The organism is Streptomyces sp. NPDC051662, from assembly GCF_040681655.1.
GTDB lineage: Bacteria > Actinomycetota > Actinomycetes > Streptomycetales > Streptomycetaceae > Streptomyces.
The window spans coordinates 1-23,750 of sequence record NZ_JBFAZD010000044.1 but is presented as its reverse complement, the minus strand read 5'-3'; the positions used below and the strand labels follow the sequence as shown (position 1 = coordinate 23,750).

Here is a 23,750-nt window from a genome sequence, read left to right as displayed (position 1 = left end):
GAGTCGCACTGCTCAGGAAGCGCCTGCCCAGGTGCTGTGATAGTTCCGGCACCCGGGCACGGCCGGAGGCCGCGGAGGAGCCTCCTCGCACCGTCCTCCCTCAGCACGTCGCTCACCGCGCGGTATCTGCCGCACACACGGAAGGCACAGACCGTGTCTCTCAGTTCTGCCACCACCACATCCCGGGGATCGCGCCCGGAAAGGCCCGTGGGCAGGCGATCGGGCCTTGCCGCACTCGGTCCGCTGCCCTGGATAGCCCCTGCCGTCCTGCTGATCCTGGGTGTTGTGGTCTGGCCCGTCTACGAGATGGTCCACACATCCTTTCAACGGATCAGCGCCAGCGGATTCGTTCGTGGCTCAGCCGGACTGGACAAGTACCGCGAGCTGTTCGACGAGCCCGGGCTCGGCAAAGTCCTCATCTCCACCGTGGTCTGGACGGTCGGCGTTGTCGGGCTGACAATGCTCCTCTCGCTGGCGCTGGCCCAACTCTTCAACCAGCGGTTCCCGGGGCGGCGGCTCACCCGCTGGGCGCTGATCGCACCCTGGGCCGCATCCGTGCTGATGACGGCCATCGGCTTCAAGTGGATGCTCAACCAGACCGCGGGGGTCCTGAACACCGCGATGACCGACCTCGGTCTCATCGACAGCCCCAAGGACTGGCTCGGTGACCCCGCCACCGCGTGGCCGTGGATGATGTTCGTCGCTGTCTTCGTGTCGCTTCCCTTCACCACCTACACACTGCTCGCCGGTCTCCAGACCGTGCCCGCGGAGGTGTACGAGGCCGCGAAGGTCGACGGCACCAGCACCTGGCAGACCTACCGGCTGATCACCTTGCCGCTGCTGCGCCCGGCCTTCCTGGTCGGCCTGGTCATCAACCTGATCAATGTCTTCAATTCCTTCCCCGTCATCTGGGGCATGACACAGGGTGGCCCGGCCAGCGAGACCGCCACCTCCACCGTGTTCATGTACCAGCTCAAGGACACGGACATCGGTGAGTCCGCGGCGATGTCCGTGGTGAACTTCGCACTCGTCGTCGTGATGGTGCTCGTGTTCCTCAAGGTCAGCCGCTGGAACGAGGAGGAGAGCTGATGGCTCGGCAAGCACAGACGATCAGCGGCCTTACTCGCCCATCGGTGACATCGCCGGCTACGGCGGTGCGGAAACCCGCGGCATCCACTGACGGTTCGTCGAACAGCGGTCGACGTCGCCGTATCAGGCCCCGCACACTCGTCATAGCCTCGACCGCCTGGCTCCTGGCAGCCGTGTTTCTGCTGCCGTATGTGCAGATGGTGATCACGGCTCTGCGTCCGGCGACCGAACTGCGCGACGCCACGTATCTGCCGCGGCAGTTCGCCTGGTCCAACTTCATCGACGTGTGGCGCGAGTCGAGCCTGGGCGCGAACCTCCGCGTCACACTGCTGGTCGCCGTCGGCGCGACACTGCTCGTGCTGCTGGTGGCACTGCCCGCCGCCTACTACACCGCGCGGGTGAAGTTCCGTGGCCGCACGCTCTTCCTGCTCCTGGTCCTGGTCACCCAGATGTTCCAGCCGACCTCGCTGCTGGTCGGTCTGTACCGCGAGTTCTATCAGCTGCAGATGCTCAACTCGGTCTGGACGCTGATCCTCTGCAACGCCGCCTTCAACTTGGCTTTCGCCATCTGGATTCTCACCGCCTACATCAGGTCCATCCCGGTGGAGCTGGAGGAGGCCGCGATGATCGACGGTCTCGGCCGGGTTCGCGCCCTGCTCAAGGTGACGCTGCCGCTGGCCATGCCTGGCGTGGTGACCGCGGTGATCTTCACCTTCGTCGCGGCCTGGAACGAGTTCGTCATGGGCCTGACCCTGTCGACCGTTCCCGAGAATCAGCCGCTCACCGTCGGCATCAACAACTTCATCGGCAACTACACCGTCCAGTGGAACTACTTGTTCGCCGGATCGGTCGTCGCCATCGTGCCGGTGGTCGTGCTCTTCGCTGTCATCGAGCGCCATGTCGTCTCGGGGCTCACCGCCGGATCGGTGAAGTAGCGACCACTCCACGCTCCATCCGCGTATCCCTCTTCATCCGGCCCACGGTCCCTCGAAGGAGCCGTCGCATGTCGACCACCAGGTCATCTCTCAGCACAGCCGAGATCGCTTCCCAGCCCGTCTGCTGGAGCAGAGCGGTGGAGGCGCTTCCCCAGCACACCACGGCCCTGCCCCGCCCGGGCGAACGGGTCGCGGTCGTGGGCTGCGGCACCTCCTGGTTCATGGCGCAGGCGTACGCCGTCCTGCGCGAGAGTGGAGGCCATGGCGAGACGGACGCCTTCGCGGCCTCCGCGTTCCCCGAAGAGCGCGGCTACGACCGGATCCTGGCCATCACGCGCTCCGGGACCACTACCGAGGTGCTTGACCTGCTCGACCGGGTGCGTGGCCCGGTGCCCACCACCGCGATCACCGCGGCCCCCACGACACCGGTGACGAAGGCCGCCGACGCGGTCGTGGTGCTTGACTTCGCCGATGAGGAATCGGTCGTACAGACCCGGTTCGCCACCACCGCGCTGGTCCTGCTGCGGGCCCATCTGGAGTCCGACGGCATGCTGCCGGCCGGTGTGAGAACCGTCGCCGAGGCGGTGGAGGACGCCCGGCGCGCACTCGCCGAGCCGCTGGCACCCGCGTGGTTGCGCGCCGGTCAGATCACATTCCTCGGCGCCGGTTGGACATACGGGCTCGCGCTGGAGGCGGCGCTGAAGATGCGCGAGGCCGCCGGCGCGTGGACCGAGGCGTATCCGGCGATGGAGTACCGCCACGGACCGATCAGCGTCGCCGGTCCGGGCCGGCTGGTCTGGGGATTCGGCTCGCTGCCCGCCGGTCTTGTCGATGACATCGAGCAGACAGGAGGAACTCCGGTCACCGCATCCCAGGACGCTGCCGGGGACCTCGACCCGCTTGCCGATCTGATCAGGACTCAGCGCCTCGCGGTGGCGACCGCCGACGCCCGTGGCCTCGACGCGGACCGGCCCCGCAACCTGACCCGTTCCGTCGTGCTCGGGGGCCGTGATGCGTGACGGGTTCGGTCCGGGCGAGTGTGTGGTGGGTCTCGACGTAGGGGGCACTGGAATGAAGGGCGCGCTCCTGGACCGGGATCTGCGGCCGTTGTTCGTGACACGTCGCCCGACCCCCCGGGGCGAAGGACCGGACGTGGTCGTCTCCGAGATCGCCGCCACGCTGACGTCGCTGGCACAGGAAGCAGCTGACCAGGACCTCACCGTCCGCGGTGCCGGGGTCGTCGTGCCCGGAATCGTCGACGAGGACATGGCCCGGGCGGTGTGGTCCGGGAACATCGGGTGGCGCGACCTGCCGCTCGCCGAACTGCTCGAATCACGTACAGGGCTCGCGGTGACACTCGGACACGACGTGCGCGCGGGTGGATGTGCCGAGTCCGAGCGCGGAGCCGCTCGTGGCGCGAAGGACGTCTTGTTCGTGGCCATCGGTACCGGCGTCTCCGCCGCCGTGATCTGCGACGGCCGTCCCGTCGTGGCCGGCGGATTCGCGGGGGAGCTGGGCCATCTCGTCGTCGAGCCGGGCGGTTCACTGTGTGTCTGCGGTGTCCAGGGGTGCCTGGAAACCGTGGCTACCGCATCGGCCATCGCCTTGTCGTACACCGCCCGCACCGGCCGTACCGTCAAAGGCGCCAGTGATGTGACCACTCTGCTCGGCGAGGGCGATGCCGAGGCACAGAGAATCTGGGACCGCGCGACCGATGCGCTCGCGGCGTCCCTCGTTATGGCCACGACACTGCTCGGCCCCGAGCTGATCGTGCTCGGAGGCGGCCTCGCGGAAGCGGGGGATCTGCTGCTGGAGCCGGTCCGCACTCGACTGGAGGAACGGTTCACGTTCCAGCGGCGCCCCGCTGTCGTACGTGCCGCGCTGGGCGATGCGGCCGGGTGTCTGGGCGCCGGTCTGTATGCCTGGCGAGCGGTGTACGACGCCCCGGGAACCCAGCCGGCCGAATCGGTGGAGGCGACGGTGTGTCCGCTGTGATTCTCACCGTCACCCTCAATACGGCACTGGACGTGACGTACGTCGTCGACAGCATGGTGCCCCGTACCTCGCACCGGGTCCGCGAGGTGCACGAACGAGCAGGCGGCAAGGGCGTCAATGTCGCCAGGGTACTCAACGCCCTGGGGCATCCCGCTGTCGTCACCGGATTCTGGGGCGGGACCACCGGGTACCGTCTGCGGGAGGAACTGCTCGACGTCGGGCTCATGGACGAACTCGTACCCATCGCAGCCGATTCACGGCGTACCCTCACCGTCGTCTCGCGCGAGGACGGCGATGCGACCGTCTTCAACGAAGCCGGACAGCTCGTGAGGCCGACCGAGTGGAGCGCCTTCACCCGGCAGTACAGAGGGCTGCTTCGCGACGCCGACGTGGTCGTGCTCTCCGGAAGTCTTCCGCCGGGGCTGCCGATCGACGCATACGGGGTGCTCATCTCGCTTGCCGCGGCCGCCGGTGTGGCAACAGTGCTCGACACGAACGGGCCCGCGCTGCGCGCGGCACTTCCAGCGGGGCCTGATGTGATCAAGCCCAATGCTGCCGAACTCGCCGAGACGACAGGCAGGTTGGAGTTGGTGGAGGCGGTTGCCGAGCTACGGGCGCTGGGCGCCCGTGCCGTAGTGGTGTCCTGTGGCGCCGAGGGACTGTATGCCACCACATCGCGAAGCGGCTGGCGGGCCGCGCCACCGGAGCGGTTGGCCGGCAACCCCACCGGTGCGGGCGACGCCTGTGTCGCCGCGCTCGCACGGGGACTCGCGTCGGGCACACCATGGCCGGACATGCTGCGCGAGGCTGTGGCGCTCTCGGCGGCCGCGGTCCCCTGCCTTGCCGCCGGCGACTTCGATGCCGATGTCTACCAGCGATTCCGTACCGCAGTGCAAGTGGAGGAAACCGATGACGCTCACATTCACCCATGACATCGTGCACATCGCCAGAGAGAAGGGCGTGGGTGTGGGCGCGTTCAATGTCATACAGATCGAGCACGCCACCGCCATCGTGACCGGTGCCGAAGCCGTCGGGCTTCCGGTGATACTTCAGATCAGCGAGAACACGGCCAAGTATCACGGCTCGCTCGAACCGATAGGCATGGCCGCACTCGCTGTCGCGCGGGCAGCGGAGGTCCCGGTGGCCGTGCACTTGGACCACGCCGAGTCGGTGCAGCTTGTCCGGCACGCGGCCGAACTCGGCTTCACCTCGGTGATGTTCGACGGTGCCAAGCTCCCGTACGAGGAGAACGTCGCCACCACGAGGGACGTCACGGCCTATTGCCACGCGCGCGATGTCCTCGTCGAGGCGGAGCTCGGCGAGATCGGGGGCAAGAACGGTGCGCATGCTCCGGGTGTCCGTACCGACCCGGACGAGGCCCGTGAGTTCGTCGCGGCCACCGGTGTGGACTTCTTGGCCGTGGCGGTGGGCAGTTCCCACGCGATGCTCACGCGGGACGCCGTCCTGGACGTCGATCTCATCAGCGTGCTGCGGGAAGCCGTGAGCGTGCCTCTGGTCCTGCACGGCTCCTCCGGAGTCAACGATGTCGGACTGGTCAGGGCCGCCCGTGCGGGAATGACCAAGATCAATGTCTCCACCCATCTCAACAAGGCGTTCACCCGTGCAATCCGGGAGCGTCTCACCGCGAACCCGCAGGTCGCCGATCCACGCACATACGTGGGACCCGCTCGCGACGCCGTCGCGGCGGAGGTCGCCCGCCTTCTGAGGGTCTTCGGCGGTGCCGAACTGCACTAGGGCGTGTCTTCAAAGTCCCGCCTGGCCTGCGGGCGGACGGCGCTGCTTTCGCAACACGCCCTGGCGCGGCAGCAGCGGGATCGTGCGGGGCGTCCCGCGTGTAGCGCCGGGCGATGGACGCGATGACGCCGAACGGTTCCGCGGACATGAGGATGACGCGTTCCCGGTCACTCCTGGATGGGGCGACCACGAGTAGGGCCATGACTTCTCCGCCTGGCCGCTGGTACTGCCGGATGCTGAGGTGGGCGAGTTCGAGTGCCTCTTCGATACGGACGCCCGAGTGACGGAGGACTTCGACGATCGCCCACTCCCGGAAAGCGGCGTCCTCCGCTGCCATGACGTTGATGGACTTACCGCTGATCTGGTCGCGGACACGGACGTTCGCGCTTCCTCCGAGCCTGACGCCTCGCGGGCCGGGTAACGACGGCCCTACCATGGGTGACTGTCGCGTCTTCGACCCGGGGAGTCCGCTCATGCCGTCACCGATGGACGCCACCCACCAGTCGGACTACCCGCCGAAGACTCCGCCCCCGCCGAAGAAGCCTCCATCCCCGCCACGCCCAACGCCCGCCACCAAGCCCAAGGGCACGCTGGCCCGGACAGGCCGGCGCGCGGTGACGATGGCGAGCCGCCGAGGAGTGAACTGGACTCTGGAATCAGCTCCATGGTCTGCTGCCGGGGCGCGCCGGAGGGTGGTGGCGCAGCTGCACGACTGGGGTTACACGAGCGTTGACCAGGCGGCGGCCGATGTCGTCACGCTCCTCGTCAACACCGCGGTGGGTGACGGCGGGAAGCGGGTGAGCCTGCACCTCGCCGATCAGAACAGGCAGGCCCTCATGGTGGTACTCAGCCACCAGTCGGGCCTGGCCGTCGCAGACGAGAGCGTGCTGCCTCGGATCGCGGAGTTGGGCGCGACGAGCTGCGGAACGGATACCGGTGAGGATGGCCGACGCTTGTGGGCGGTGCTCGATCTGTAGCCCGTACGTGGAAGGCCCCGACCGTAGGATTCGGTCGGGGCCTTCGTGTTGCCTGTTCGACCGCGCCACCGCTGGCGGCGGGATTCGTACCCGCGTCGTGCTGATCACGACAGCGGACGGGGGGGCTGTCCCGTGACAGCGACTCTTGAGCGCGTGCCATCCAAGTTCGATCCCTGGCTGGTTCCCTACCAACCCATGTCCTTAGCCAGCTCTTGCTGGGCTGCGGCAACCTCTGCCTCGGTGCACCCGGTGACGTCCACCTCCTCCAAACGTGCGAGCAGGTCTGTGAGGGCTTGCTTCTGAGCCGGGTGAGTGATCGGCACGGTGTTCAGGTCGGTGTTCATCAGCCAGTCGAACACGATGGCGTCGGAACGCCGCAGGCGGAGATCGACGGTTGGTATAGCCCCCCCCCAGGGGAACCCAGTGACGGCCTCGGAACCGGCCGGAGGTGACATCCGCGCTCCGCGACCTGGGTATCAGCGGCGATCGATGCTCTTACCTGCGGCTTGGCCGCCCACGGTTGTCAGTGTGGTCGGACGCGCGGGTGGAACCTTCGGTGGCAAGCGGTCAAGGTTCCGTGGCAGAGGACAACCGGTTGGCGAATCTGGCGTGCTGTGTCGACATCCATAGACTCGAACTCATGTGCGATGCCCTGCCGTGTCTCGCGGCGCTTCGCCTCCTGCTGGGTGCCGGGAAGCGAGCACAACCGATCACCCGACAGGCGGGTCACGTCACGGGCCGGCGGCTCCGGCTGGATGGTTCGGTTCCTCCTTCTCAGCGCAGTTGCTCGGCCAGTCCGACGATGATGCCCTCCGGGCCGCGGACGTAGCAGAGCAGATAGCTGTCCTCGAACCGGGCGATCTCGCCGAGGAGTTCTCCGCCATGAGGGCGCAGGCGGGCAACGGTGTCCTCGATGTCGTCGACGGCGAACATGACGCGGTGCGTGCCCAGAATGTTGTGCGGCCGGTTGCGCGGCCCGGCGCTGGTCGCCTCGGGGCTGCGGTACTTCGCCAGTTCGAGCCGACTGTGACCGTCCGGGGTCCGGACCATCGCGATGTCACAGCGGACGCCGTCGAGTCCGGTGCACTGGTCGGCGAAGAGGCCCTCGACCTCCGCCCTGCCCTCCAGCTCCATGCCGAGTTCCACGAAGAACGCGATGGCGGCGTCCATGTCCTCGACGACGATGCCGACGTTGTCCATCCGCTGAATCGCCATGCTGGTTTCTCCTTCTTCCTCGTGCGGCCGGTAGTGGCCGCTGATGTCCCTGGGACGGAGCCGGTGGCACGTTCTCGACATCGAACCCAGCCGGTGCCAACGGCGGCGGCGAGTGTATCCAGACCGTTGCGGCCAAGACCGACGACGGGTCCTGGCGTGGTGCCGATCAGCCGCGTCAGTGAAGCGGCGCCCAGTCTTCGGCGGCATCCGTCAGCCACGAGCGCTGCGGGTCATCCCAGATCAGGCAGCGATAGACGAGGCCCGGCACGCCGGACGAATCCATCAAATCAGCGGGCCCCGCCGTCAGGGTGCGGTGAACGGCCTCCAGATAGGCGGCGATCGACGGATACCGTGGATCGTCGATCCCCTCAGGGAGCTCCCAGGAGCCAACACCGTCAGGGCCTGCGTAGTGGCCGGACTCAGGTCCGGCTTCGTCCCGTGTGAGCCAGGGAACAACCGGTGCGCCCCACCCGCTGCTGCCGCCGAGAAGCACCGCGGACATGGCCTGCTCCGGAGTGAAGATGATTCCGCCGGGCAGGAAGGCCCCCGAGCCGACCTCCCCCTCCTCGTCGCCTTCGATCTCCTGGTGCTCCACCCCACCGCAAAGCCGCCACAACGCCTTCAACTCGGCAGGCAGCCCGTACCCGAGGCGTTGCCTCAGCTGATCGTCCGCCGCGACGATGTCCTCCTCCGGCGCCGGCGGTAGCAGGGAGGCGTATGACGTAGGAGCATGTTCCGCCAACCATTGGGTGAGGGCCTCCCATGCCTCAGCAAGGGCTTCGTCCTCGTGTCTCTGTATCGGCATTCACCCACCGTAGCAATGGCTGAAACCCTGAAGCTCAGCCCTCCCAACTGGCCTCTTTGACACCAGAGTTGCGCTCCGAGAGCGCATTCGATCGCTCCCCCGCATCTGCCGGCCCCCGGCCCCGAAGGACACGGAATTGTTGAGCGCGCCGGGTCGGCGCACGTCCACGTCGTTATCGGCCACCGTCCGGCCGTAACCGGGTGGGCCGAGCCGCGTTGTCAGGGCATGCGAAAGATCATTACGTGCGGCCTGCTGACCGCCTCGGTCCTCTCAGTCGCCGCGCCCGCGTTCGCCGACAACGACAGCAACTTCGGCAGCGGGGTCAACGCCGCAAACAACTGGAACTTCACCGCCGCCGACGTATGCATCCAGGAGCTCGCGGTCGTACCCGCCCTAAGCGACTGGACGGGCAACCACACCAACAATTGCTCCAACGGCAATGTCATCGACCACGCCACCCACGGCATCCGCTCCCTGACCAGTCCCTCCAGTCCCTGACCTCGCACGGTGTCTCCGCAACCGGAACCGCGTGCCATACGGGCGCTGTTCGCGCTCCGGCCGCCGCTCGACGCGGCGCCTTGATCGCTGGCACGATGTCCCGATGTCCTCAACCGTTCTTCCAGAACTGTGGTTGCGCGGGGTCGCGGCCAACCCGGCCGCGCCGTCCGAGGTCCTGCTGCGTCTGCTGACCGCACCGGCACGCCCCGCGTGGACGATCCTCTGCAAGGAACGCGACCTTCCCGCAGACGTCGTCGAGGCAGTGGTCTCGCACCCGGAGCGAGCGGTCCGCCGCGGCTTCGCCCGTAACCGACACGCGGCTCCCGAGCAGCGCGGCCGGCTGGTCAACGACTCCGACGCCCATGTCCGTGCGGCCCTTGCCTCAGGCCCTCGCCCCCTTCTGAGCAGGGCCGAGGCACTGCCCGACGACGTCCTGGAAACCCTTCTGACCGCGAAAGACGACAACAGCCAGGGCCAGATGCTCACCGCGGACGAGATCAGACAGGAGCTGGTGATCTCCGGGCAGATCTCACAGTCGTTCCGCCGTAGGATGATCGATCACCCGAACCCCGAACTGCGAGCGCAGGCTGTCGGCTTGTGGCTGTGGCTCACTCCCAGTCAGCGAGACGCGCTCCTGGCCGATCCGACTCCCGCGGTACGCGAGACCGCGCGCCGTCAGAGTCGTATTCTGGACCCGGCAGCGATGGAAGCGGACCTGCCGGAGCAAGACTGCCACTACCGCGCTCTCCTGCTCGTCAACTACGCGGTCTCCCTCGCCGTGGCCGAGCGGTGTCTCGCGGACCGGCGCGACCTTTGGGCGCTGGCCCAGAACCCCCACACTCCCAGCGATGTCGTCAGCCGCCTCGCGCACGACCCCGATCCCCACGTGCGTGAACGAGTCGCCGCCAGAGCTGATCTGGATCCGGCGCTGATGGCAGAACTGGCCCAGGACCCGGACGGCACCGTACGGAACCGAGTCCTGCTCCAACCACTTCCGCGTGCCTGGTCGGAGTGTGCTGCCATCGATCGGATCATCGGCAACGCAGCCCAGAGCATCGGCCCTGTCGACGAGATGCTCATCGAACCGGAGACAAGCTGGTACGAGACATGCGCCGTATCCCCGGATCCCCTGCTGCGCCGAATTGCCGCGACGTGCCCCCGGCTGCCGGCGGAACTGGTGCACCGCCTGGCCGATGACACCGACACCGATGTGCGCCATCTGCTGGCCTACAACCACCCGCTCGCGCCGCCCACGATCGTCCTCGACGCCTTCATCGCCACGCCGCGCCAACGCCCCTACCTGCTCACGCTTTCCCGTCTTCCCCGCACCGGGCTGCACCACCTCCTCGACCACGACGACCCCGGCGTCCGCGCCCTTGCCGCCGCTGACACCAGCCTGCCCCGGCCGCCCGTCCAGCTGCTCGCCGACCCCGAGCCGCGCGTTCGTCGGGCCGCGGCTGCCAACCCACTCCTTCCCTACGCCCTGATCTCCTCACTCCTGAACGCCCCGGAACATGCCGAAGGAGCCGCGGCCAACCCGAGCCTTCCCACGGAACGCCTTCACGCGTTGCTCGATCTCAGCGGACTGCTCCAAGTGGCTGCGCGGTGAGCTCGCGTCTCACTCCAGCCGGAGCCAGGGTCCGCACTTCTTCAGGAGACTTCGGCAGCACACCCGCGCCCTGAGGCCTCACACACGGGTGGCTCCTCCCACCAGCGGCGAAGTACCGTGTGCGTATGGCTTCAACAGGCCGAAGACGGGGGGCGCAACGATGACGAACGGGGTTCGCGCACAGCAGCGGGAGCAGACGCGGCATACGTTGCTGCGGGAGAGCCGACGGCTCTTCTCGAAGCTCGGTTACGCGTCCGTGGGGCTGTCGGAGATCGTCGGGGCCGCCGGGGTGACCAAAGGCGCGCTGTACCACCACTTCGACAGCAAGGCCGAACTGTTCCGCGCCGTCCTGGAGCAGGTGCAGCAGGAGGTCGCCGCGCATATCGCGGCGAAGGCGGATGCCCAGGAGGACGCCTGGGACCAGTTCACCTACGGCTGCCAGGCGTTCCTCAGCGCCTCCACCGACCCCGCGATCCAGCGCATCATGCTCGTCGACGGACCGGCGGTGCTCGGCTGGCGGGACTGGCGGGCGATGAATGAGGCCACTTCCGGCCGCCATCTGGCCCAGGCTCTCACCGTCCTGGTCCACGAGGGCACCATCGCCGCACAGCCGGTCGCGCCGCTCGCGCATCTGCTGTCGGGGGCGATGAACGAGGCGGCGTTGTGGCTGGCGACGTCGGAGGACTCCTCGGATCTTGAGGACACTCGGCAGGCGCTGGCGCGGATGCTGGAGGCGCTGCGGGCGAAGTGACCGCGCGGGTCGGGCAACCGCGGTGCGCGCGGCTCATGTTGTCGCCGGATCAGGGTCAACTCTTCTGGGGACGGTGCGGCTTTCCCCTTCGGCGGGCGGTCCCTGAGGCTCCCGGTGGTCAGGTCGGTGCGATGACATCGATGCGGACCCCGTTGGGGTCGGTGATGACGAGGTGTCTCCGATCCAGGCGCTCTGCCGCCCCGAGGACAGCGATCCGGTCCCACTCCTCTGCCGTGCCGTCCACTTCAAGGGTAAGCCGTACGGCGCGCACCGGCCGGAGGAGCGCTTCCGGCAGTGCCGGGTGAGTGTGATCGAGCAGAGCGAGCTCGTGCTGTCGCCCCCCGGGCCGGCTGAGACCGGCGTACCACTGGGTCGTGTACGTGGCGGTGAAGCCGAACAGTGCCTGGTAGAAGCTGCGCGACTCCCCCAGCCGCGAGGTGCAGATCACCGGACAGAAGCTGGTCAGCATGGGGTGCCACCTTACTCACGTACCAACGGTATGCGAACCGAACCTAATGGCATACCGATGGCATGTCAACACGGGCCTTCCCCTCCAACAGGCCTGACTCGCACGGAACATGACGGTACGCCGACCGGCTCGGTGCGGCTGGTCCGGCGGGCACCCGCGCACCGCCGAGGTCATGTCGACCCGCCTTCGGTCCCGCGGTCGTGACGCGGGGGCGGATGCCTCGTTGAGACAAGATGACCGTATACCCGCCCCGCCCCAGAACGGTGCTGTGATGACGCCCTCTGCCGTGACCAGCTTCTATCCCGTGCTCTGCACCGAGCGGCTCAGTGAGTCCGTGGCGTTCTACAGCACACTGTTCGGATTCGAGACGACCTATACGAGCGACTGGTACGTCAGCCTGCGGCGGCCCGAGCCGCCGCACTACGAGCTCGCCCTCGTCGCCGCCGGGCACGAGACGGTGCCGGAAGCCTACCGTCGGCCGGTTCAGGGCCTGCTCCTCAACTTCGAGGTGGCCGACGTCGACGCCGAGTACGCACGGCTCGTGACCGGCGCCGGGCTGAGGGCCGAACTCCCCCTGCGCAGCGAAGCGTTCGGCCAGCGCCACTTCATCGTGGCCGCCCCCGACGGCGTACTGATCGATGTCATCACGCCTATCGACCCCACGGAGGCGTACGCGGACGCCTACCAGGATCGGTCCGGCGCCTAGGTCCTGTCCGGTCGATCTTCGCGGATCAGACCGCGGCGTCTGGTGCCGTGCATCGCAAGGCGGAGGATCGCCCATGTACTGGACGTACTTGGGTGACTCCGACAACGCCGCGAGGTGCGGTGCCAGGCGTCGCGGGCCCGCGAAGATCGGCCGGACAGGACCTAGGCGCTTGCGCGGCGCTGTGCGGCCCGCGTCGCGTGACGCGGGCCGCACAAGGGCCGCCGGTCTGACGTGGCAGGGTTGGCGCGGTGCGTTAGGGCGTGTCCACCTTGACGGCGGGAACGACGCCGTCGGCCGAACCATCCGTACCGTCGGAGTCCTCGCTCCCTCCCGTGGCCGGAATCTTGATGACCACTGCCACCAGTACGGCGGACGCGAGCGCGACGAACGCCCCGATGCCACCGATGATGTTCATGCCGTCGGTGAACGCCTCCCGTGCGGAGTCGAGCAGCGCGGTCGCCACGTTCGGGGACAGGCCCTGCGCCGTTTCGACCGCTCCGGCGAGCGTGTCATCGGCGCCCGACACCCCCGCCGGGACGTCCACCCCGGCGCGGTACACGGCGGCGCCGAGGCTGCCGAGCAGGGCGACGCCGAGCGCCATGCCGAGTTCGGTACTGGTCTCGGAAAGGGCCGCGGCGGACCCGGCCTGCTCGGGCTGGGCCGTTCCGACGACGATGTCCGTGCCCAGGGCGATGAGCGGGCCACCACCGGCGTAGACGAAGGCGAAGCCCGTCACCACCTGCGCGATGCCCGACGAGCTGTCGGCCAGGCTCAGCATCACATGGCCGATGCCCGACAGGGCGAGCCCCGCGGCTACGACATACGCGGGACGGAACCTGCTCGCCGCCATCGGGGACACCACAGCCGTCACGATCAGCGCGAAGGCCGCCGGCAGCAGATACAGACCGGCCTTCATCGGGGACAGTCCGCCGACGAGCTGGAGGAACTGCGTCACCATCAGATACGTGCCGCCGGCCACCAGCATGCTGAGCAGCAGTGTCAGCAGGGCCGTACGGAAGGTGGCGCCGGCGAAGAGATCGAGGTCGAGCAGCGGGCTCCGCAGTGTGCGCTGCCGACGGACGAACAGCACGCCGACGACCAGACCGACGACGATCGCCGCGAGCGGGACCGGGCCGACCCCGTCGTTGGCGATCTCCTTCAGTCCGTAGATCACCGGGAGGATCGTGGCGAGCGACAGTGCCACGCTGGTCAGGTCGAGCCGGCCGGCCTCCTCGTCGCGGTACTCCGGCAGCAGGATCGGGCCCGCGATCAGCAGCAGGCCCATGATGGGCACGCCGAGCAGGAAGACCGAACCCCACCAGAAGTACTCCAGCATGGCGCCGCCGACCACCGGGCCGAGCGCGATGCCCACGGAGAACATGGTGACCCAGACCGCGATCGCCACGCCTCGCTGCCGCGCGTCGCGGAACATGTTGATGATCAGGGCAAGGGTCGAGGGCATCAGGGTGGCTCCGGCGATGCCCATCGCGGCCCGCGCCGCTATCAGTGTGGCCGAGTCGTCCGCGAAGACAGCGAGCAGCGACGCGAGGCCGAACGCGGCGGCGCCGATCAGCAGCAGCTTCCGGCGGCCGATCCGGTCGCCCAGGGTGCCCATGGTCACCAGGAAGCCGGCGATCAGGAAGCCGTAGATGTCGATGATCCACAGCATCTGGGCGGCGGAGGGGTTCAGCCCCTCGCTGATGTGCGGTACGGCCAGGTGCAGCACGCTCACATCGATGGACAGCAGCAAGGTGGGCAGCGCCAGCACGGCCAGGCCCAACCACTCACGGGGTCCGGCCTGCGAGGTGGTTTCGGCGGTGGTACTCACATGTTTCCTTTCGAGGATGGTGCACATCGGTGCCCGATCACGGTCATCGGGCGAGGGGGTGTGGGAGGGACGGCTCCGACCGGGGGTGGTCGAGGCCGGGGACCAGACGGGCCGCGACGGTCGCCGCGTTGGCGGGTGTGTAGAGGTAGAAGTGACCGCCCGAGAACGTCTGCCGGCTGAAGCCGCCCGAGGTCTCCAGCGACCACAGGTACATCCGCTCGTCGATGACGACCGGGTCGTCCACCGCGCCGAGCGCCAGGATGGGGACGTGGGTACCGAACAGCGGGCGCCGGTAGTTCTCCATCGCTTCCAGGTCGGCCCGGATCGCCCGGAGCGACGACTGGACCAGGTCGGCACGGTCCACCAGCCCGGGAGACATCCCGCCCATGTCCATCAGATGCTCCAGCAGCTCCGCGTCGCTCCTGAGATGCGCGAACGGCGGCTCGCTGGGGAAGCACGGCGGCTGGCGCGCGGACACCGCCAGCAGGGTGGGGGGCAGACCGTTCCGTTCCATCGCCCGGGTGAGTTCGTATCCGAGCACGCTGCCGAAGCTGTGCCCGATGACCGCGTACGGCAGGGGTTCCAGCTCCGCCAGATCTCGAACGAGGGCGTCGACCAGCGGCTCGACGCGGTTCACCAGAGGCTCGTTGATGCGTGTGCCCCGGCCCGGCAGCTGGGCGACGACACACTCCACGTCCTCCGGCAGCACCTGCCACCAGGAGCGGAACGCCGACGGCCACCCACCGGCGTGCGGGAGTGCCACAACCCGGAACCGGGTGCGGGGCCGCGGTCCCGGACCGGTGCCGGCTGTCCGACGCACGCCGCTCCCCACCGTCATCCACCACCCGCTCATCGCGGCACCCCGGTTTCGGACGCGGACCGCCCGGCCACCCCGGACCGACCGGCCGAGGGCGCCAGGGGTGCCGAGCCCGCGAGCAACGGATGGTGCTCCTCCAGGTGGGCGATCACCCGTTCCTGATGACGTTGGAGGCGCTGGCCCGGAAGGTGTTCGAGCGAGTGCAGGAACGGGTCCTGAGGGGCCGGCAGACCGGCGATCGCACTGGCCGTGCCCAACACCAGCATCGGCTGGTACCACGCCGAGTAGCCGCCCTCGTGGGCGAAGACGATCCTGCCTCCCGTCAGTTCGTCCGCGAGCCGGCACATCGTCGACGTCATCGTGTGGAAGGTGCGGCTGGTGCAGAGCATCCGGCCCATCGGGTCGTGGCCGCTCGCGTCGACGCCCGCCGCCACCAGGATCAGATCGGGGGTGAAGGCACGGACCGCCGGCTCCACGATCCGGTCCATCACCGCGAGATAAGCGCCGTGGCCCGAGCCGGCGGGCAGCGGCACATTGAGGGTGCTGCCCGCCCCCGCGCCCGCGCCGGTCTCCAGAACGAGACCGGACGCCGCCGGAAACAGCCCTTCCTGGTGCACCGAGATGTACAGCACGTCGGGGTCCTCGTAGAAGGTCCGCTGGATGCCGTTGCCGTGGTGCACGTCCCAGTCCAGGATCACCACGCGGCGCGCCCCGTGGCGCTGAGCCGCGCGGGCGGCCACCGCCAGGTTGTTGTAGAGGCACAGCGCCATCGCCCGGTCCGGCTCCGCGTGATGGCCGGGCGGCCTCACCAGGCAGTAGGCCCGGTCGAAGCGGCCGTCCAGGACGCCCGTGGCGGCCTGCGCGCAGGCCCCGACGGCGAGCCTCGCGGCCTGCGCACTGTGGTAGTTGACGTACGCGTACACACCGGCATCGCCGGCGCCGGCCGCCGAGGCCGCCTCGACCCGCTCGATGTGATCGGGGACATGCACGAGGAGCAGGTCCTCGTCGGAGGCCGGCGTCGGGGTGAGGCCGGTGAACCGGTCCATCACACCGGACGCCTTGACCAGCCCCTCGGCACGCCGGAGGTCCGGGTCGACCGCGAACTGCCGCAGCGGCTCGACACCCGGCCCGACGGGCACGTACCCCGATCCGGGACCGGGGTCGTGCCAGAAGCAGATCTCGTGGCTGTACCACGCGAGACGGGAGGTGTTCACCAGCCGGACAGACTCAGCGAGGCCCGGCTGATCCCGGCGACCTTCTCGATGTACTGGAGGTAGTACTCACGCTCCTCGTCCGGCGTGCGCTTGGTACGCAGCGTCGTCCCCAGGAGACCGAGCACCTCCTCGGCCTCGGTGAGCGTCAGCCGCCGGTCACCGACCTCCTTCTCGACCGCGCGGATCCGCGCGGCCGGCTCCAGCACGCCGGACACGTACGCGTCCTGGTCGGTGCCGTGGTTGCGCGTCGAGGCGATGGTCTTCAGAACCGCTCCGAAGAACGCCGTGGTGTCGATGTCGGTCATGGTCGATTCCCCCCTGGTTGCGATGCGGTGGTGGGCGTACGGCGGTGTCCGTTCAGCGGACCGCTCTGTTCCTGTGGACCGCCGCGATCCTGTGGACCGCCGCGTTCCTGTCGATCGCTCCGTCGGTTCGGTGCTCAGCGGATCAGGCCGCAGGCGCGGCCAGCTTTCTCCAGCGTCACGACGGCCGCGTCCAGATCGGCGTCGGAGTGGCTGAGGTTGACGATGGTCCGCAGCCGGGGCAGCGTCCGCGGCACTGCCGGGTAGACGATCGGCTGTACGAAGAGCCCGTCCTGCTGGCACAGCCGGGCCATCGTCCCCGCCTGCTCCGCGCTGGTGCAGATGACGGGCACCACCGGTGTCTCGCTGGCCAGTGTGTCGAAACCCAGGGCACGCAGCTGCTCGCGGTACCGGGTCGTCCTCGTCCGCAAGTCCCGGGTGAGGGACGGGGCTGCCGCCATCACCTCGATCGCCGCCTTGGCCGCCGCCACCTGGGCGGGGGTCGCTGCCGCGGAGAACATCCAGCCCCGCGCGTTGTTCTTCAGCGCGAACACCAGGTCGCGGGACCCGGCGACATAACCACCCGCGCTCGGCACCGTCTTGGAGAGCGTGCCCATCTTGACGTCGACCCGTGCCGGATCGATGCCGAAGTGCTCGGTGATGCCGCGGCCCGTGGCGCCGAGGACACCCAGGCTGTGTGCCTCGTCGACCATCAGCGGAGCGTCGTACCGCTCACACAGCTCCACGATGCCGGGCAGCTCGGCCACGTCGCCGTCCATGCTGAAGACGGCGTCGGTGACCACCAGCCGGCCCGCGTCACCCGCCTTGCGCAGGGCGCGTTCCAGGTCGGCGAGGTCGTTGTGGGCGTAGGTGATGACGGACGCACCGGACAGCCGGTAGCCGTCCAGGATGCTGGCGTGGTTGTAGACATCGCCGATGACGACGTCACCGGGGCCGACGAGGGCGCCGACCGTCGCCACGTTCGCCATATAGCCGCTGGAGAAGACGATGGCGTCCTCGGTGCCCAGGAAGCGGGCGAGCGCCAACTCCAGCTCCCGGTGCAGATGCAGAGTGCCCGCCAGCAGCCGTACCCCGTGCGCGCCGGTCCCGTGCCGCTCCACGGCGCGCAGGACCTGGTCGTCGATGTAGTCGTGCCCGATGAGTCCGAGGTAGCTGTAGGAGGCGAAGTTGAGGAACCAGCGTCCGTCGAACTTGATCCGGGGACCGGTGGCCTCCTCGATGACGGGCTCGTAGAAGTACTCGTCCTTGGCGACGATCAGGCGGTCGTCCGCCGACAGGGCGTCGATGCGCCGGTCGAGGAACCTGCCGTGGGGGGCGTCGGCCAGCCGGCCCGGCAGGGTGCGCCGCGGTATTCGGTCGCTCGCCGGGGCAGGAGCCGGGGCAGGAGCCGGGGACGGCAACGGGGCCGGTGCCGTTGCCGGGGCCGGGAATGGGGTCGAGGTCAGGGATGGGGGCGGGGTCGGGGCCGGGGCACGAGGAGGCGACACCGGCGGGGCCGCCGCCGCGGGCGCCGCGTCCCTGAAGCGGTCCCAGTCGGGGACGAAGGAGTCGGCGGGGCCCGGGGCAGCCATGGTGGCCGACGGCCGTTCCACCGCCACGGCCGGCCGCCGCGGCGGCTGCACCGGGATGTGCGACGCACGGGCCGGAGGTGCCGCGGGCGCCGGGACGGCAGTGGGGACATGGGCGGGGACGGGCGCCGGAACGGCAGCGGGGGCGGCGGCCGGAGCGGTGCGCGGCAGCGATTCGAGGTGGGCCAGCAGCGCGCCGACGTTGGTGCGCTCGAAGAACACCATCGGGTCGATGTCGAGCCCGTCGCCGCTCAGCGACGCCGCCAGCTCGACCGCCATCATCGAGTCGAGGCCCAGCTCCAGCAGATCGTCCTCGGCGGACACGCCGTCGAGATGCAGGACCTTCGTGAGCGCGTGGGTGAGCGACGGCCACAGCCCGGATTCCGGTGTGACAGCGGTCATGGGTGCATCCTTCGCTTCAGCTGCGGCGGACAGGACGTAATGCGCGGGTGGTCGGCCCAGGGCCGTGCGGAGCAGGTCGATGCCGTCGTCCTCGGTGAGTGCCGGGATGCCGTGCGCGGCGGCCTTCGGGGCGATGGACTCGCCCATCCCGACGGTCCACAGGCCCCAGCCGAGGCTGTACCAGGCGTGGCCTTCGGAGCGTTGGCGGGCGGCGTAGCCCTCCAGGTAGGCGTTGGCGGCGGCATAGGCGCTCTGGCCGAGGTTCGCCCGTACGGCCGCGACGGAGGAGAACAGGGCGACGAAACCCGGCTGTTCGTGCCCGGACACCAGGTCGGTGAGCGCGTGTACGCCGCCGACCTTGGGCCCGAGGACGGTGTCCACCTGTTCCGGCGTCAGGCCCCGCGCCAGTCCGTCGCGCAGGACTCCGGCGGCGTGGAACACACCGTCGTAGCGTGCGGCGCCGGCCAGTTCCTCGCGAAGCGAGCGGACGTCCGCCGCCACGACCGTCAGATCGCAGCGTGCTCCGAGCCGATCGAGGCGTTCCCGGGCCTCTCCCCGGTTCGGCACGGTTCGCCCGACCAGAGTCAGCTGGGCGCAGCCCGCGTCCGCGAGGAACTCCGCGACGCACAGGCCGATGCCGCCCATGCCGCCGGTGATCAGGAAGCGGCCGCCGTCGTAGCGCACCGGGTCGGTGGTGTTCGTGTGCTGCGGCTGTACGGAGGGCTCGTACCAGGCGTCGTCGCGCCGGGCGAGTTCCGGCCGGTCCTGGCCGAGCGCCTCCCAGAGGACAGCCACATCACCGTTGTCGGGGCCGATCTCGTTGTCGGGGCCGAGATCGACCAGGCGGACCCTGGTACGGGGATGCTCGACGCACAGCGTGCGGCCGAGGCCCCACAGGGCGGTCATGAACGGGTCGACGACATCCTCCGCCGCCACCTGGTGTGCGGACGAGGTGACGATCAGCAGGTCGGACATCGGCGGGCGCGCCGCGAGCCGGCGTACCAGCGCGAAGACCCCCTGCAAAGCCTCCGTCACCTGTGCCTCGCCGCTCAGCCCGCGCGGTGCCACGTACACGACGTCCCGGAAAGCGGCGTCGGCCGGCAGTGTGTCGAGGCCCCCGTCCGAAAGCCGCGCCGGCGTCATCTGTACGCCGTGCCGGCCCGCCGGTGGACGGAGCTCGTGCGTGGACACGATCAGCACGGGCCCTTCGGGCGGGGCCGGGTGTACGGGAGCGACGTCGGCCTTCTGCCAGACGACGGTCTCGATCAACGGGACCGCCTGGGGCTCCTGTTCCGAGTCGGCGGGTGTCGGTGTCGAAGCGACCGTCGCGGTGGACACGGTGGCCGCGGCGGACGGCGCGGATGCCTCGGACACCGTGGACGCCTTGGACACCGTGGACGCCGGGGGCTTGGCGGCCTTGAGGGTGATGCGGTCCAGTTCCAGCAGGACCTCCCCCTGCTGATTGCAGAGCGTGGCCCGTCCCCGTACGGCACCCCCCGTGCCCCCGGACTCGCCCGGCTCGTCCCGCTCGACCAGGGCGATCACCGTGCCGGAGATCCTGCGGCGGGCCACCACCCGGCCGGCGTACCAGGGCAGGCATGCCCCGGCGGCGCCCCCGTCGAGCATCCCGAGCGCCTGGAAGACGCTGTCGAGAAGTGCCGGCGGTACGAAGGGAGGAGCCGACGTCGCGTTCGCGTCGTCCCCGGTCCTGAGCATCAGCAGCATCCGGCCCGGGCCCCGGTGCGCCGATCGGATCACCTGGTACGCCGGCCCGTACGCGATTCCGCTCGCCTCGCGCCACGCGGCCACGTCCGACAGCGGCACATGCTCCGTGCACCCGGCCCGCAGCGCGGCCATGTCGGCATAGCGGGGCGGTGGCAAGGGGCTGCCGGACACCCGGGCGGTGCTGTGCACGACCGGTACGCCGTGTTCGGACGGCACGGAACGGACCGCGCAGCCGCCGTCCTCGGCCGTGTGGACCTCCAACTCCGCCTCGTCCCCCGCCACCAGCAGCGGCACCCGGAAGGCGACCTGCTCCAAGGTCCACCAGCAGTCGGGGCGGCGGGCGTCGCAGGCGGACAGCATGGCGTCGATCTGGGCGGCGGCGGGTAAGACCGGGATGCCGCCGATCCGGTGGTGGGAGACCAGCGGATCGGCAGCGCTGAGAATCGATCTGACGCCCCTCATGTGCGCAGGTCGAATCGCTCGGTGGCTCTGACGAGACCGTTCACCTGGATGTCGACGGCGTGCTCACCCGCGTAGTACCGGCGGGTCTGCACCTCCTTGATGGCGTGGGTCTTCTCCAGGGATCGCCGCTCTCCGGGGCCGAGTTCGAGGGTGGTCAGCTTGAAGACCTTCGGGATGCTGCGCCCGTTCTTGCGCACATGGTGCACCACGTAGTCGATCGCGATGTTGTGCGCCCGGTCGTCGGTGTTCTCGATGTCGAAGCCGATGACGAGGGTGTCCCCGATGGTCACCGACCCGGGGGTGATGCTCAACCGGGGTACGCGGACATGCTCGCCGCCCGTGGCCCCGAGAAGGGCGAGGGCCTGCTGATCGCCCTTCTTCACCAGGGTGCGCAGTCCGTGCTTGACGATCCAGTTGGTCTCGGGGGTGGGGCTCTCCTCCAGCCACCGCAGCGCGGTCGCGAGCGCGATATCGGGGGTGTCCTTGGAGATGTCGTTGAGGTTGTTGGCGACGGACTTGCGCACATACTCCGAGGGGTCGCTGCGCAGTGGTTCGAGGATCTCCAGGACCGGCCGGGGGTCCTTGACGAACACGGTCAGGGTCCGGGCCCAGGGCAGCCGGGAGCGGACTCCCTCGCTCGCCAGGCGCCGCACATTGTGGCTCGGGCTCTGTGCCCACAGGGCGACGCGGTCCATCGTCGGCGCGTAGTGCTGTTCGAGGTAGGGCCGGATCGCGTACTCGCCGGTGTGCCGCTTGGTGATCTCCTCGATGGCGTCCAGCGACAGGTCGGGGTGGTCGAGGCCGTACTCCTCGACGAATCGCGCCACCGGCATGAGGAACCAGCTGGAGTTGAACATGCCCTCCCCTTCGGCGAGTTCGTCGCCGAGGATGGTGAGGAGGATCGGTACGGCGTGGGTGTACTCGGCGGGCAGGCGGGTGCGCAGGCCCTCGGCCAGGACGAGGACGCGGTCCTTCAGTTCTTTGCCGGGAATGAGTGACTCGACCTCGGCCGCGTAGCCCTCCACGTCGAACTCGGGATGGACGGCTCGGATCCTGCCGCCGATCAGGCGTGCCGCGTCGCCGTTGAAGTGCCGCTTGAGTGCGTAGTCGCTAGCCATGGTTCTGGTGCCTCTTCATCTCGTTCTTCTGGTTCGACGTGGTCTCGTGCGGACTGGAGGAGATCCAGAACCGCTGTCGGTTGAAGGGATAGGTGGGGATGGTGGTGGTACGTCGGCCCTTGCCCCGGTGCAGACCGGCCCAGTCCAGATCCGCGGAGGTCTGATGGACATACGCGGCGACCGCCGCGTGCAACTCGACCTGATCGGTACGCTCGCGCCGCAGTGTGCTGAGCCACACCGGCTGTGTCTCGCCCCACGACGCCCGGGCGAGAGGGGTGAGTTGGGGATGGGAACCGATCTCCCACACCGATCCCGCGCCGGTCCCACTCAGCGCGGCGACGGCCTGGGAGAAGCGCACGGGCTCACGAATGGCCCGGCCCCAGTAAGCGGGGTCGGAAGCCGTCAGGGCGGTATGCCAGTCTCCGGTCACGGTCGACGCGAACGGAATCAGCGGAGCCGAGAGTGTCCGGCCGGCCACCGCCTCGACGAACGGCACGACCGCACCCTCCATCGCGGCCGAATGGAACGCATGGCTGACCGTCAACCTCTTTGTGCGCAGCCCCGACTCCTGACAGAACCGCCCCACCGCGTCCGACGGGCCCGTGATCGTCACCGCGCGGGGCGCGTTGAACGCGGCGATCTCCACCCCGGGATGGGCGGCAATAGCACCGAGGACAGCCTCGGTGTCCGCGTGCACCACCGCCATCGCACCCTGACCCGGCCCCGACTCCATCAGCCGGCCACGGACCGCCGTCAACTCCAGCAGATCCGCCAGACCCAGAACACCAGCCGCCCACGCGGCCGTCAACTCACCCAGACTATGACCCACCACAGCATCCGGACGCACCCCCACCGACTCCAGCCAGCGCACCAAACCAACCTGAACACTCACCAGAGCCGGCTGCACATACCGCGTCCGATCCAGCAGACCCCCCACCTCACCGAACAACACATCCCGCAACGGCACATCCAACTGCCCCGCCAACAACTCCGCACACTCGTCCAACGCCGCCCGGAACACCGGCTCCACCGCATACAACCCACGCCCCATACCCAGATACTGCGAACCCTGACCCGTGAACATGAACGCGGTCGGCGCGGGTGCAGCGCCCCGTCGGGACCCGGAGACCCGGCCTGTGGCAACATCCCTGAGACCGGCCGCCAGTTCACGAGCGTCGCTGCCCCGCACGACGGCGCGCAGGCGGTGGGCGGCTCGTCCGGTGTTGGCCGTGAACACGAAGTCCCCGAGCTCCTCCTCGGACGTCCCCGCCAGAGCCCCGGCATACGAATCGGCAAGAGCACGCAACGCGGTCTCATCCGCCGCACTGACCCGCACCACATACGAGTCCTGCGCCAACGTCTCCCGCACCGGCGGGACAGGCGCTTCCTCCACGATCACATGAGCGTTCACCCCACCCATACCGAACGCACTCACCGCAGCCCGCCGAGGCACCCCACCCCGAGGCCACTCCACCACACGATCCGCCAG

At 69.1% G+C, this 23,750-nt stretch carries 22 protein-coding genes; 11 read left to right on the top strand and 11 right to left on the bottom strand.

The window, feature by feature from the left end; translation table 11 throughout:
- Positions 1–207 precede the first annotated feature (207 nt).
- The 7 genes from AB0M67_RS39365 to AB0M67_RS39335 all read left to right on the top strand — a co-directional run bounded on the left by AB0M67_RS39365 (position 208) and on the right by AB0M67_RS39335 (position 6,751).
- Complete coding sequence (locus AB0M67_RS39365; protein ID WP_240045926.1) at positions 208–1,089, top strand: sugar ABC transporter permease; 882 nt, start codon at positions 208–210, stop codon at positions 1,087–1,089.
- A gap of 65 nt (positions 1,090–1,154) precedes the next feature.
- Positions 1,155–2,024 (top strand): carbohydrate ABC transporter permease, encoded by an 870-nt coding sequence (locus tag AB0M67_RS39360; protein WP_365752789.1) that lies wholly within the window; start codon positions 1,155–1,157, stop codon positions 2,022–2,024.
- 68 nt (positions 2,025–2,092) lie between these two features.
- A complete protein-coding gene (locus AB0M67_RS39355; RefSeq protein ID WP_365752751.1) occupies positions 2,093–3,043 on the top strand; it encodes a sugar isomerase in 951 nt (316 codons plus the stop codon).
- Positions 3,036–4,019, top strand: a complete 984-nt coding sequence (locus tag AB0M67_RS39350; protein ID WP_365752749.1) for an ROK family protein — start codon at positions 3,036–3,038, stop codon at positions 4,017–4,019. Before AB0M67_RS39355 ends, AB0M67_RS39350 begins: the two co-directional genes overlap by 8 nt.
- Positions 4,007–4,951: a 1-phosphofructokinase family hexose kinase gene (locus AB0M67_RS39345; RefSeq protein ID WP_365752748.1), complete on the top strand. Its 945-nt coding sequence runs from the start codon at positions 4,007–4,009 to the stop codon at positions 4,949–4,951. The genes AB0M67_RS39350 and AB0M67_RS39345 overlap by 13 nt, the downstream gene beginning before the upstream one ends.
- Positions 4,929–5,774 (top strand): class II fructose-bisphosphate aldolase, encoded by an 846-nt coding sequence (locus AB0M67_RS39340; RefSeq protein ID WP_365752747.1) that lies wholly within the window; start codon positions 4,929–4,931, stop codon positions 5,772–5,774. The genes AB0M67_RS39345 and AB0M67_RS39340 overlap by 23 nt, the downstream gene beginning before the upstream one ends.
- A gap of 473 nt (positions 5,775–6,247) precedes the next feature.
- Entirely contained in the window at positions 6,248–6,751 is a 504-nt protein-coding gene (locus AB0M67_RS39335; protein WP_365752746.1) for a hypothetical protein, read from the top strand.
- Positions 6,752–6,936: 185 nt separating this feature from the next.
- Here AB0M67_RS39335 and AB0M67_RS39330 read toward each other — a convergent pair whose 3' ends face one another.
- The 3 genes from AB0M67_RS39330 to AB0M67_RS39320 form a co-directional block, all read right to left on the bottom strand.
- Positions 6,937–7,110 carry a hypothetical protein gene (locus AB0M67_RS39330; protein ID WP_365752745.1) on the bottom strand — a complete coding sequence of 58 codons (174 nt, stop codon included), beginning with the start codon at positions 7,108–7,110 and terminating at the stop codon, positions 6,937–6,939.
- Positions 7,111–7,525: 415 nt separating this feature from the next.
- Positions 7,526–7,966, bottom strand: a complete 441-nt coding sequence (locus tag AB0M67_RS39325; RefSeq protein ID WP_365752744.1) for a VOC family protein — start codon at positions 7,964–7,966, stop codon at positions 7,526–7,528.
- A 175-nt stretch (positions 7,967–8,141) separates the two neighbouring features.
- Positions 8,142–8,771 (bottom strand): SMI1/KNR4 family protein, encoded by a 630-nt coding sequence (locus tag AB0M67_RS39320; RefSeq protein ID WP_365752742.1) that lies wholly within the window; start codon positions 8,769–8,771, stop codon positions 8,142–8,144.
- A gap of 225 nt (positions 8,772–8,996) precedes the next feature.
- Between AB0M67_RS39320 and AB0M67_RS39315 the strand changes: the two genes are divergently transcribed.
- The 3 genes from AB0M67_RS39315 to AB0M67_RS39305 all read left to right on the top strand — a co-directional run bounded on the left by AB0M67_RS39315 (position 8,997) and on the right by AB0M67_RS39305 (position 11,629).
- Positions 8,997–9,269 (top strand): hypothetical protein, encoded by a 273-nt coding sequence (locus AB0M67_RS39315; protein ID WP_365752741.1) that lies wholly within the window; start codon positions 8,997–8,999, stop codon positions 9,267–9,269.
- A gap of 103 nt (positions 9,270–9,372) precedes the next feature.
- The gene (locus AB0M67_RS39310; RefSeq protein ID WP_365752739.1) at positions 9,373–10,878 is read left to right on the top strand and encodes a hypothetical protein; all 1,506 of its coding nucleotides are present in this window, start codon (positions 9,373–9,375) and stop codon (positions 10,876–10,878) included.
- A 160-nt stretch (positions 10,879–11,038) separates the two neighbouring features.
- Positions 11,039–11,629, top strand: coding sequence for a TetR family transcriptional regulator (locus AB0M67_RS39305; RefSeq protein WP_365752738.1), 591 nt, complete (start codon positions 11,039–11,041; stop codon positions 11,627–11,629).
- A 118-nt stretch (positions 11,630–11,747) separates the two neighbouring features.
- On the opposite strand, the gene AB0M67_RS39300 is transcribed toward AB0M67_RS39305, so the two are convergent.
- Positions 11,748–12,098 carry a VOC family protein gene (locus AB0M67_RS39300; protein WP_365752736.1) on the bottom strand — a complete coding sequence of 117 codons (351 nt, stop codon included), beginning with the start codon at positions 12,096–12,098 and terminating at the stop codon, positions 11,748–11,750.
- A gap of 271 nt (positions 12,099–12,369) precedes the next feature.
- Between AB0M67_RS39300 and AB0M67_RS39295 the strand changes: the two genes are divergently transcribed.
- The gene (locus AB0M67_RS39295) at positions 12,370–12,804 is read left to right on the top strand and encodes a VOC family protein (protein WP_365752734.1); all 435 of its coding nucleotides are present in this window, start codon (positions 12,370–12,372) and stop codon (positions 12,802–12,804) included.
- 253 nt (positions 12,805–13,057) lie between these two features.
- On the opposite strand, the gene AB0M67_RS39290 is transcribed toward AB0M67_RS39295, so the two are convergent.
- The 7 genes from AB0M67_RS39290 to AB0M67_RS39260 form a co-directional block, all read right to left on the bottom strand.
- Positions 13,058–14,632: an MFS transporter gene (locus tag AB0M67_RS39290; protein ID WP_365752733.1), complete on the bottom strand. Its 1,575-nt coding sequence runs from the start codon at positions 14,630–14,632 to the stop codon at positions 13,058–13,060.
- Positions 14,633–14,675: 43 nt separating this feature from the next.
- Complete coding sequence (locus AB0M67_RS39285; RefSeq protein WP_365752731.1) at positions 14,676–15,395, bottom strand: alpha/beta fold hydrolase; 720 nt, start codon at positions 15,393–15,395, stop codon at positions 14,676–14,678.
- Between the two features lie 86 nt (positions 15,396–15,481).
- The gene (locus tag AB0M67_RS39280; RefSeq protein WP_365752730.1) at positions 15,482–16,663 is read right to left on the bottom strand and encodes a class II histone deacetylase; all 1,182 of its coding nucleotides are present in this window, start codon (positions 16,661–16,663) and stop codon (positions 15,482–15,484) included.
- Complete coding sequence (locus AB0M67_RS39275) at positions 16,660–16,968, bottom strand: hypothetical protein (protein ID WP_365752729.1); 309 nt, start codon at positions 16,966–16,968, stop codon at positions 16,660–16,662. The genes AB0M67_RS39280 and AB0M67_RS39275 overlap by 4 nt, the downstream gene beginning before the upstream one ends.
- Before the next feature lie 134 nt (positions 16,969–17,102).
- A complete protein-coding gene (locus tag AB0M67_RS39270) occupies positions 17,103–21,143 on the bottom strand; it encodes a bifunctional SDR family oxidoreductase/pyridoxal phosphate-dependent aminotransferase family protein (RefSeq protein WP_365752727.1) in 4,041 nt (1,346 codons plus the stop codon).
- Complete coding sequence (locus AB0M67_RS39265; protein ID WP_365752726.1) at positions 21,140–22,261, bottom strand: DNA alkylation repair protein; 1,122 nt, start codon at positions 22,259–22,261, stop codon at positions 21,140–21,142. The genes AB0M67_RS39270 and AB0M67_RS39265 overlap by 4 nt, the downstream gene beginning before the upstream one ends.
- On the bottom strand, positions 22,254–23,735 hold the full coding sequence (locus tag AB0M67_RS39260) for a type I polyketide synthase (RefSeq protein ID WP_365752787.1): 1,482 nt from the start codon (positions 23,733–23,735) through the stop codon (positions 22,254–22,256). Before AB0M67_RS39260 ends, AB0M67_RS39265 begins: the two co-directional genes overlap by 8 nt.
- Between the last annotated feature and the right edge of the window lie 15 nt (positions 23,736–23,750).

Bases quoted from the DNA above. Each gene is read 5' to 3' on its own strand.
- AB0M67_RS39355 (WP_365752751.1), top strand. From the start codon at position 2,093: ATGTCGACCACCAGGTCATCTCTCAGCACAGCCGAGATCGCTTCCCAG.
- AB0M67_RS39350 (WP_365752749.1), top strand. From the start codon at position 3,036: ATGCGTGACGGGTTCGGTCCGGGCGAGTGTGTGGTGGGTCTCGACGTA.
- AB0M67_RS39340 (WP_365752747.1), top strand. From the start codon at position 4,929: ATGACGCTCACATTCACCCATGACATCGTGCACATCGCCAGAGAGAAG.
- AB0M67_RS39335 (WP_365752746.1), top strand. From the start codon at position 6,248: ATGCCGTCACCGATGGACGCCACCCACCAGTCGGACTACCCGCCGAAG.
- AB0M67_RS39325 (WP_365752744.1), bottom strand. From the start codon at position 7,966: ATGGCGATTCAGCGGATGGACAACGTCGGCATCGTCGTCGAGGACATG.
- AB0M67_RS39320 (WP_365752742.1), bottom strand. From the start codon at position 8,771: ATGCCGATACAGAGACACGAGGACGAAGCCCTTGCTGAGGCATGGGAG.
- AB0M67_RS39315 (WP_365752741.1), top strand. From the start codon at position 8,997: ATGCGAAAGATCATTACGTGCGGCCTGCTGACCGCCTCGGTCCTCTCA.
- AB0M67_RS39310 (WP_365752739.1), top strand. From the start codon at position 9,373: ATGTCCTCAACCGTTCTTCCAGAACTGTGGTTGCGCGGGGTCGCGGCC.
- AB0M67_RS39305 (WP_365752738.1), top strand. From the start codon at position 11,039: ATGACGAACGGGGTTCGCGCACAGCAGCGGGAGCAGACGCGGCATACG.
- AB0M67_RS39300 (WP_365752736.1), bottom strand. From the start codon at position 12,098: ATGCTGACCAGCTTCTGTCCGGTGATCTGCACCTCGCGGCTGGGGGAG.
- AB0M67_RS39295 (WP_365752734.1), top strand. From the start codon at position 12,370: ATGACGCCCTCTGCCGTGACCAGCTTCTATCCCGTGCTCTGCACCGAG.
- AB0M67_RS39275 (WP_365752729.1), bottom strand. From the start codon at position 16,968: ATGACCGACATCGACACCACGGCGTTCTTCGGAGCGGTTCTGAAGACC.
- AB0M67_RS39270 (WP_365752727.1), bottom strand. From the start codon at position 21,143: ATGAGGGGCGTCAGATCGATTCTCAGCGCTGCCGATCCGCTGGTCTCC.
- AB0M67_RS39265 (WP_365752726.1), bottom strand. From the start codon at position 22,261: ATGGCTAGCGACTACGCACTCAAGCGGCACTTCAACGGCGACGCGGCA.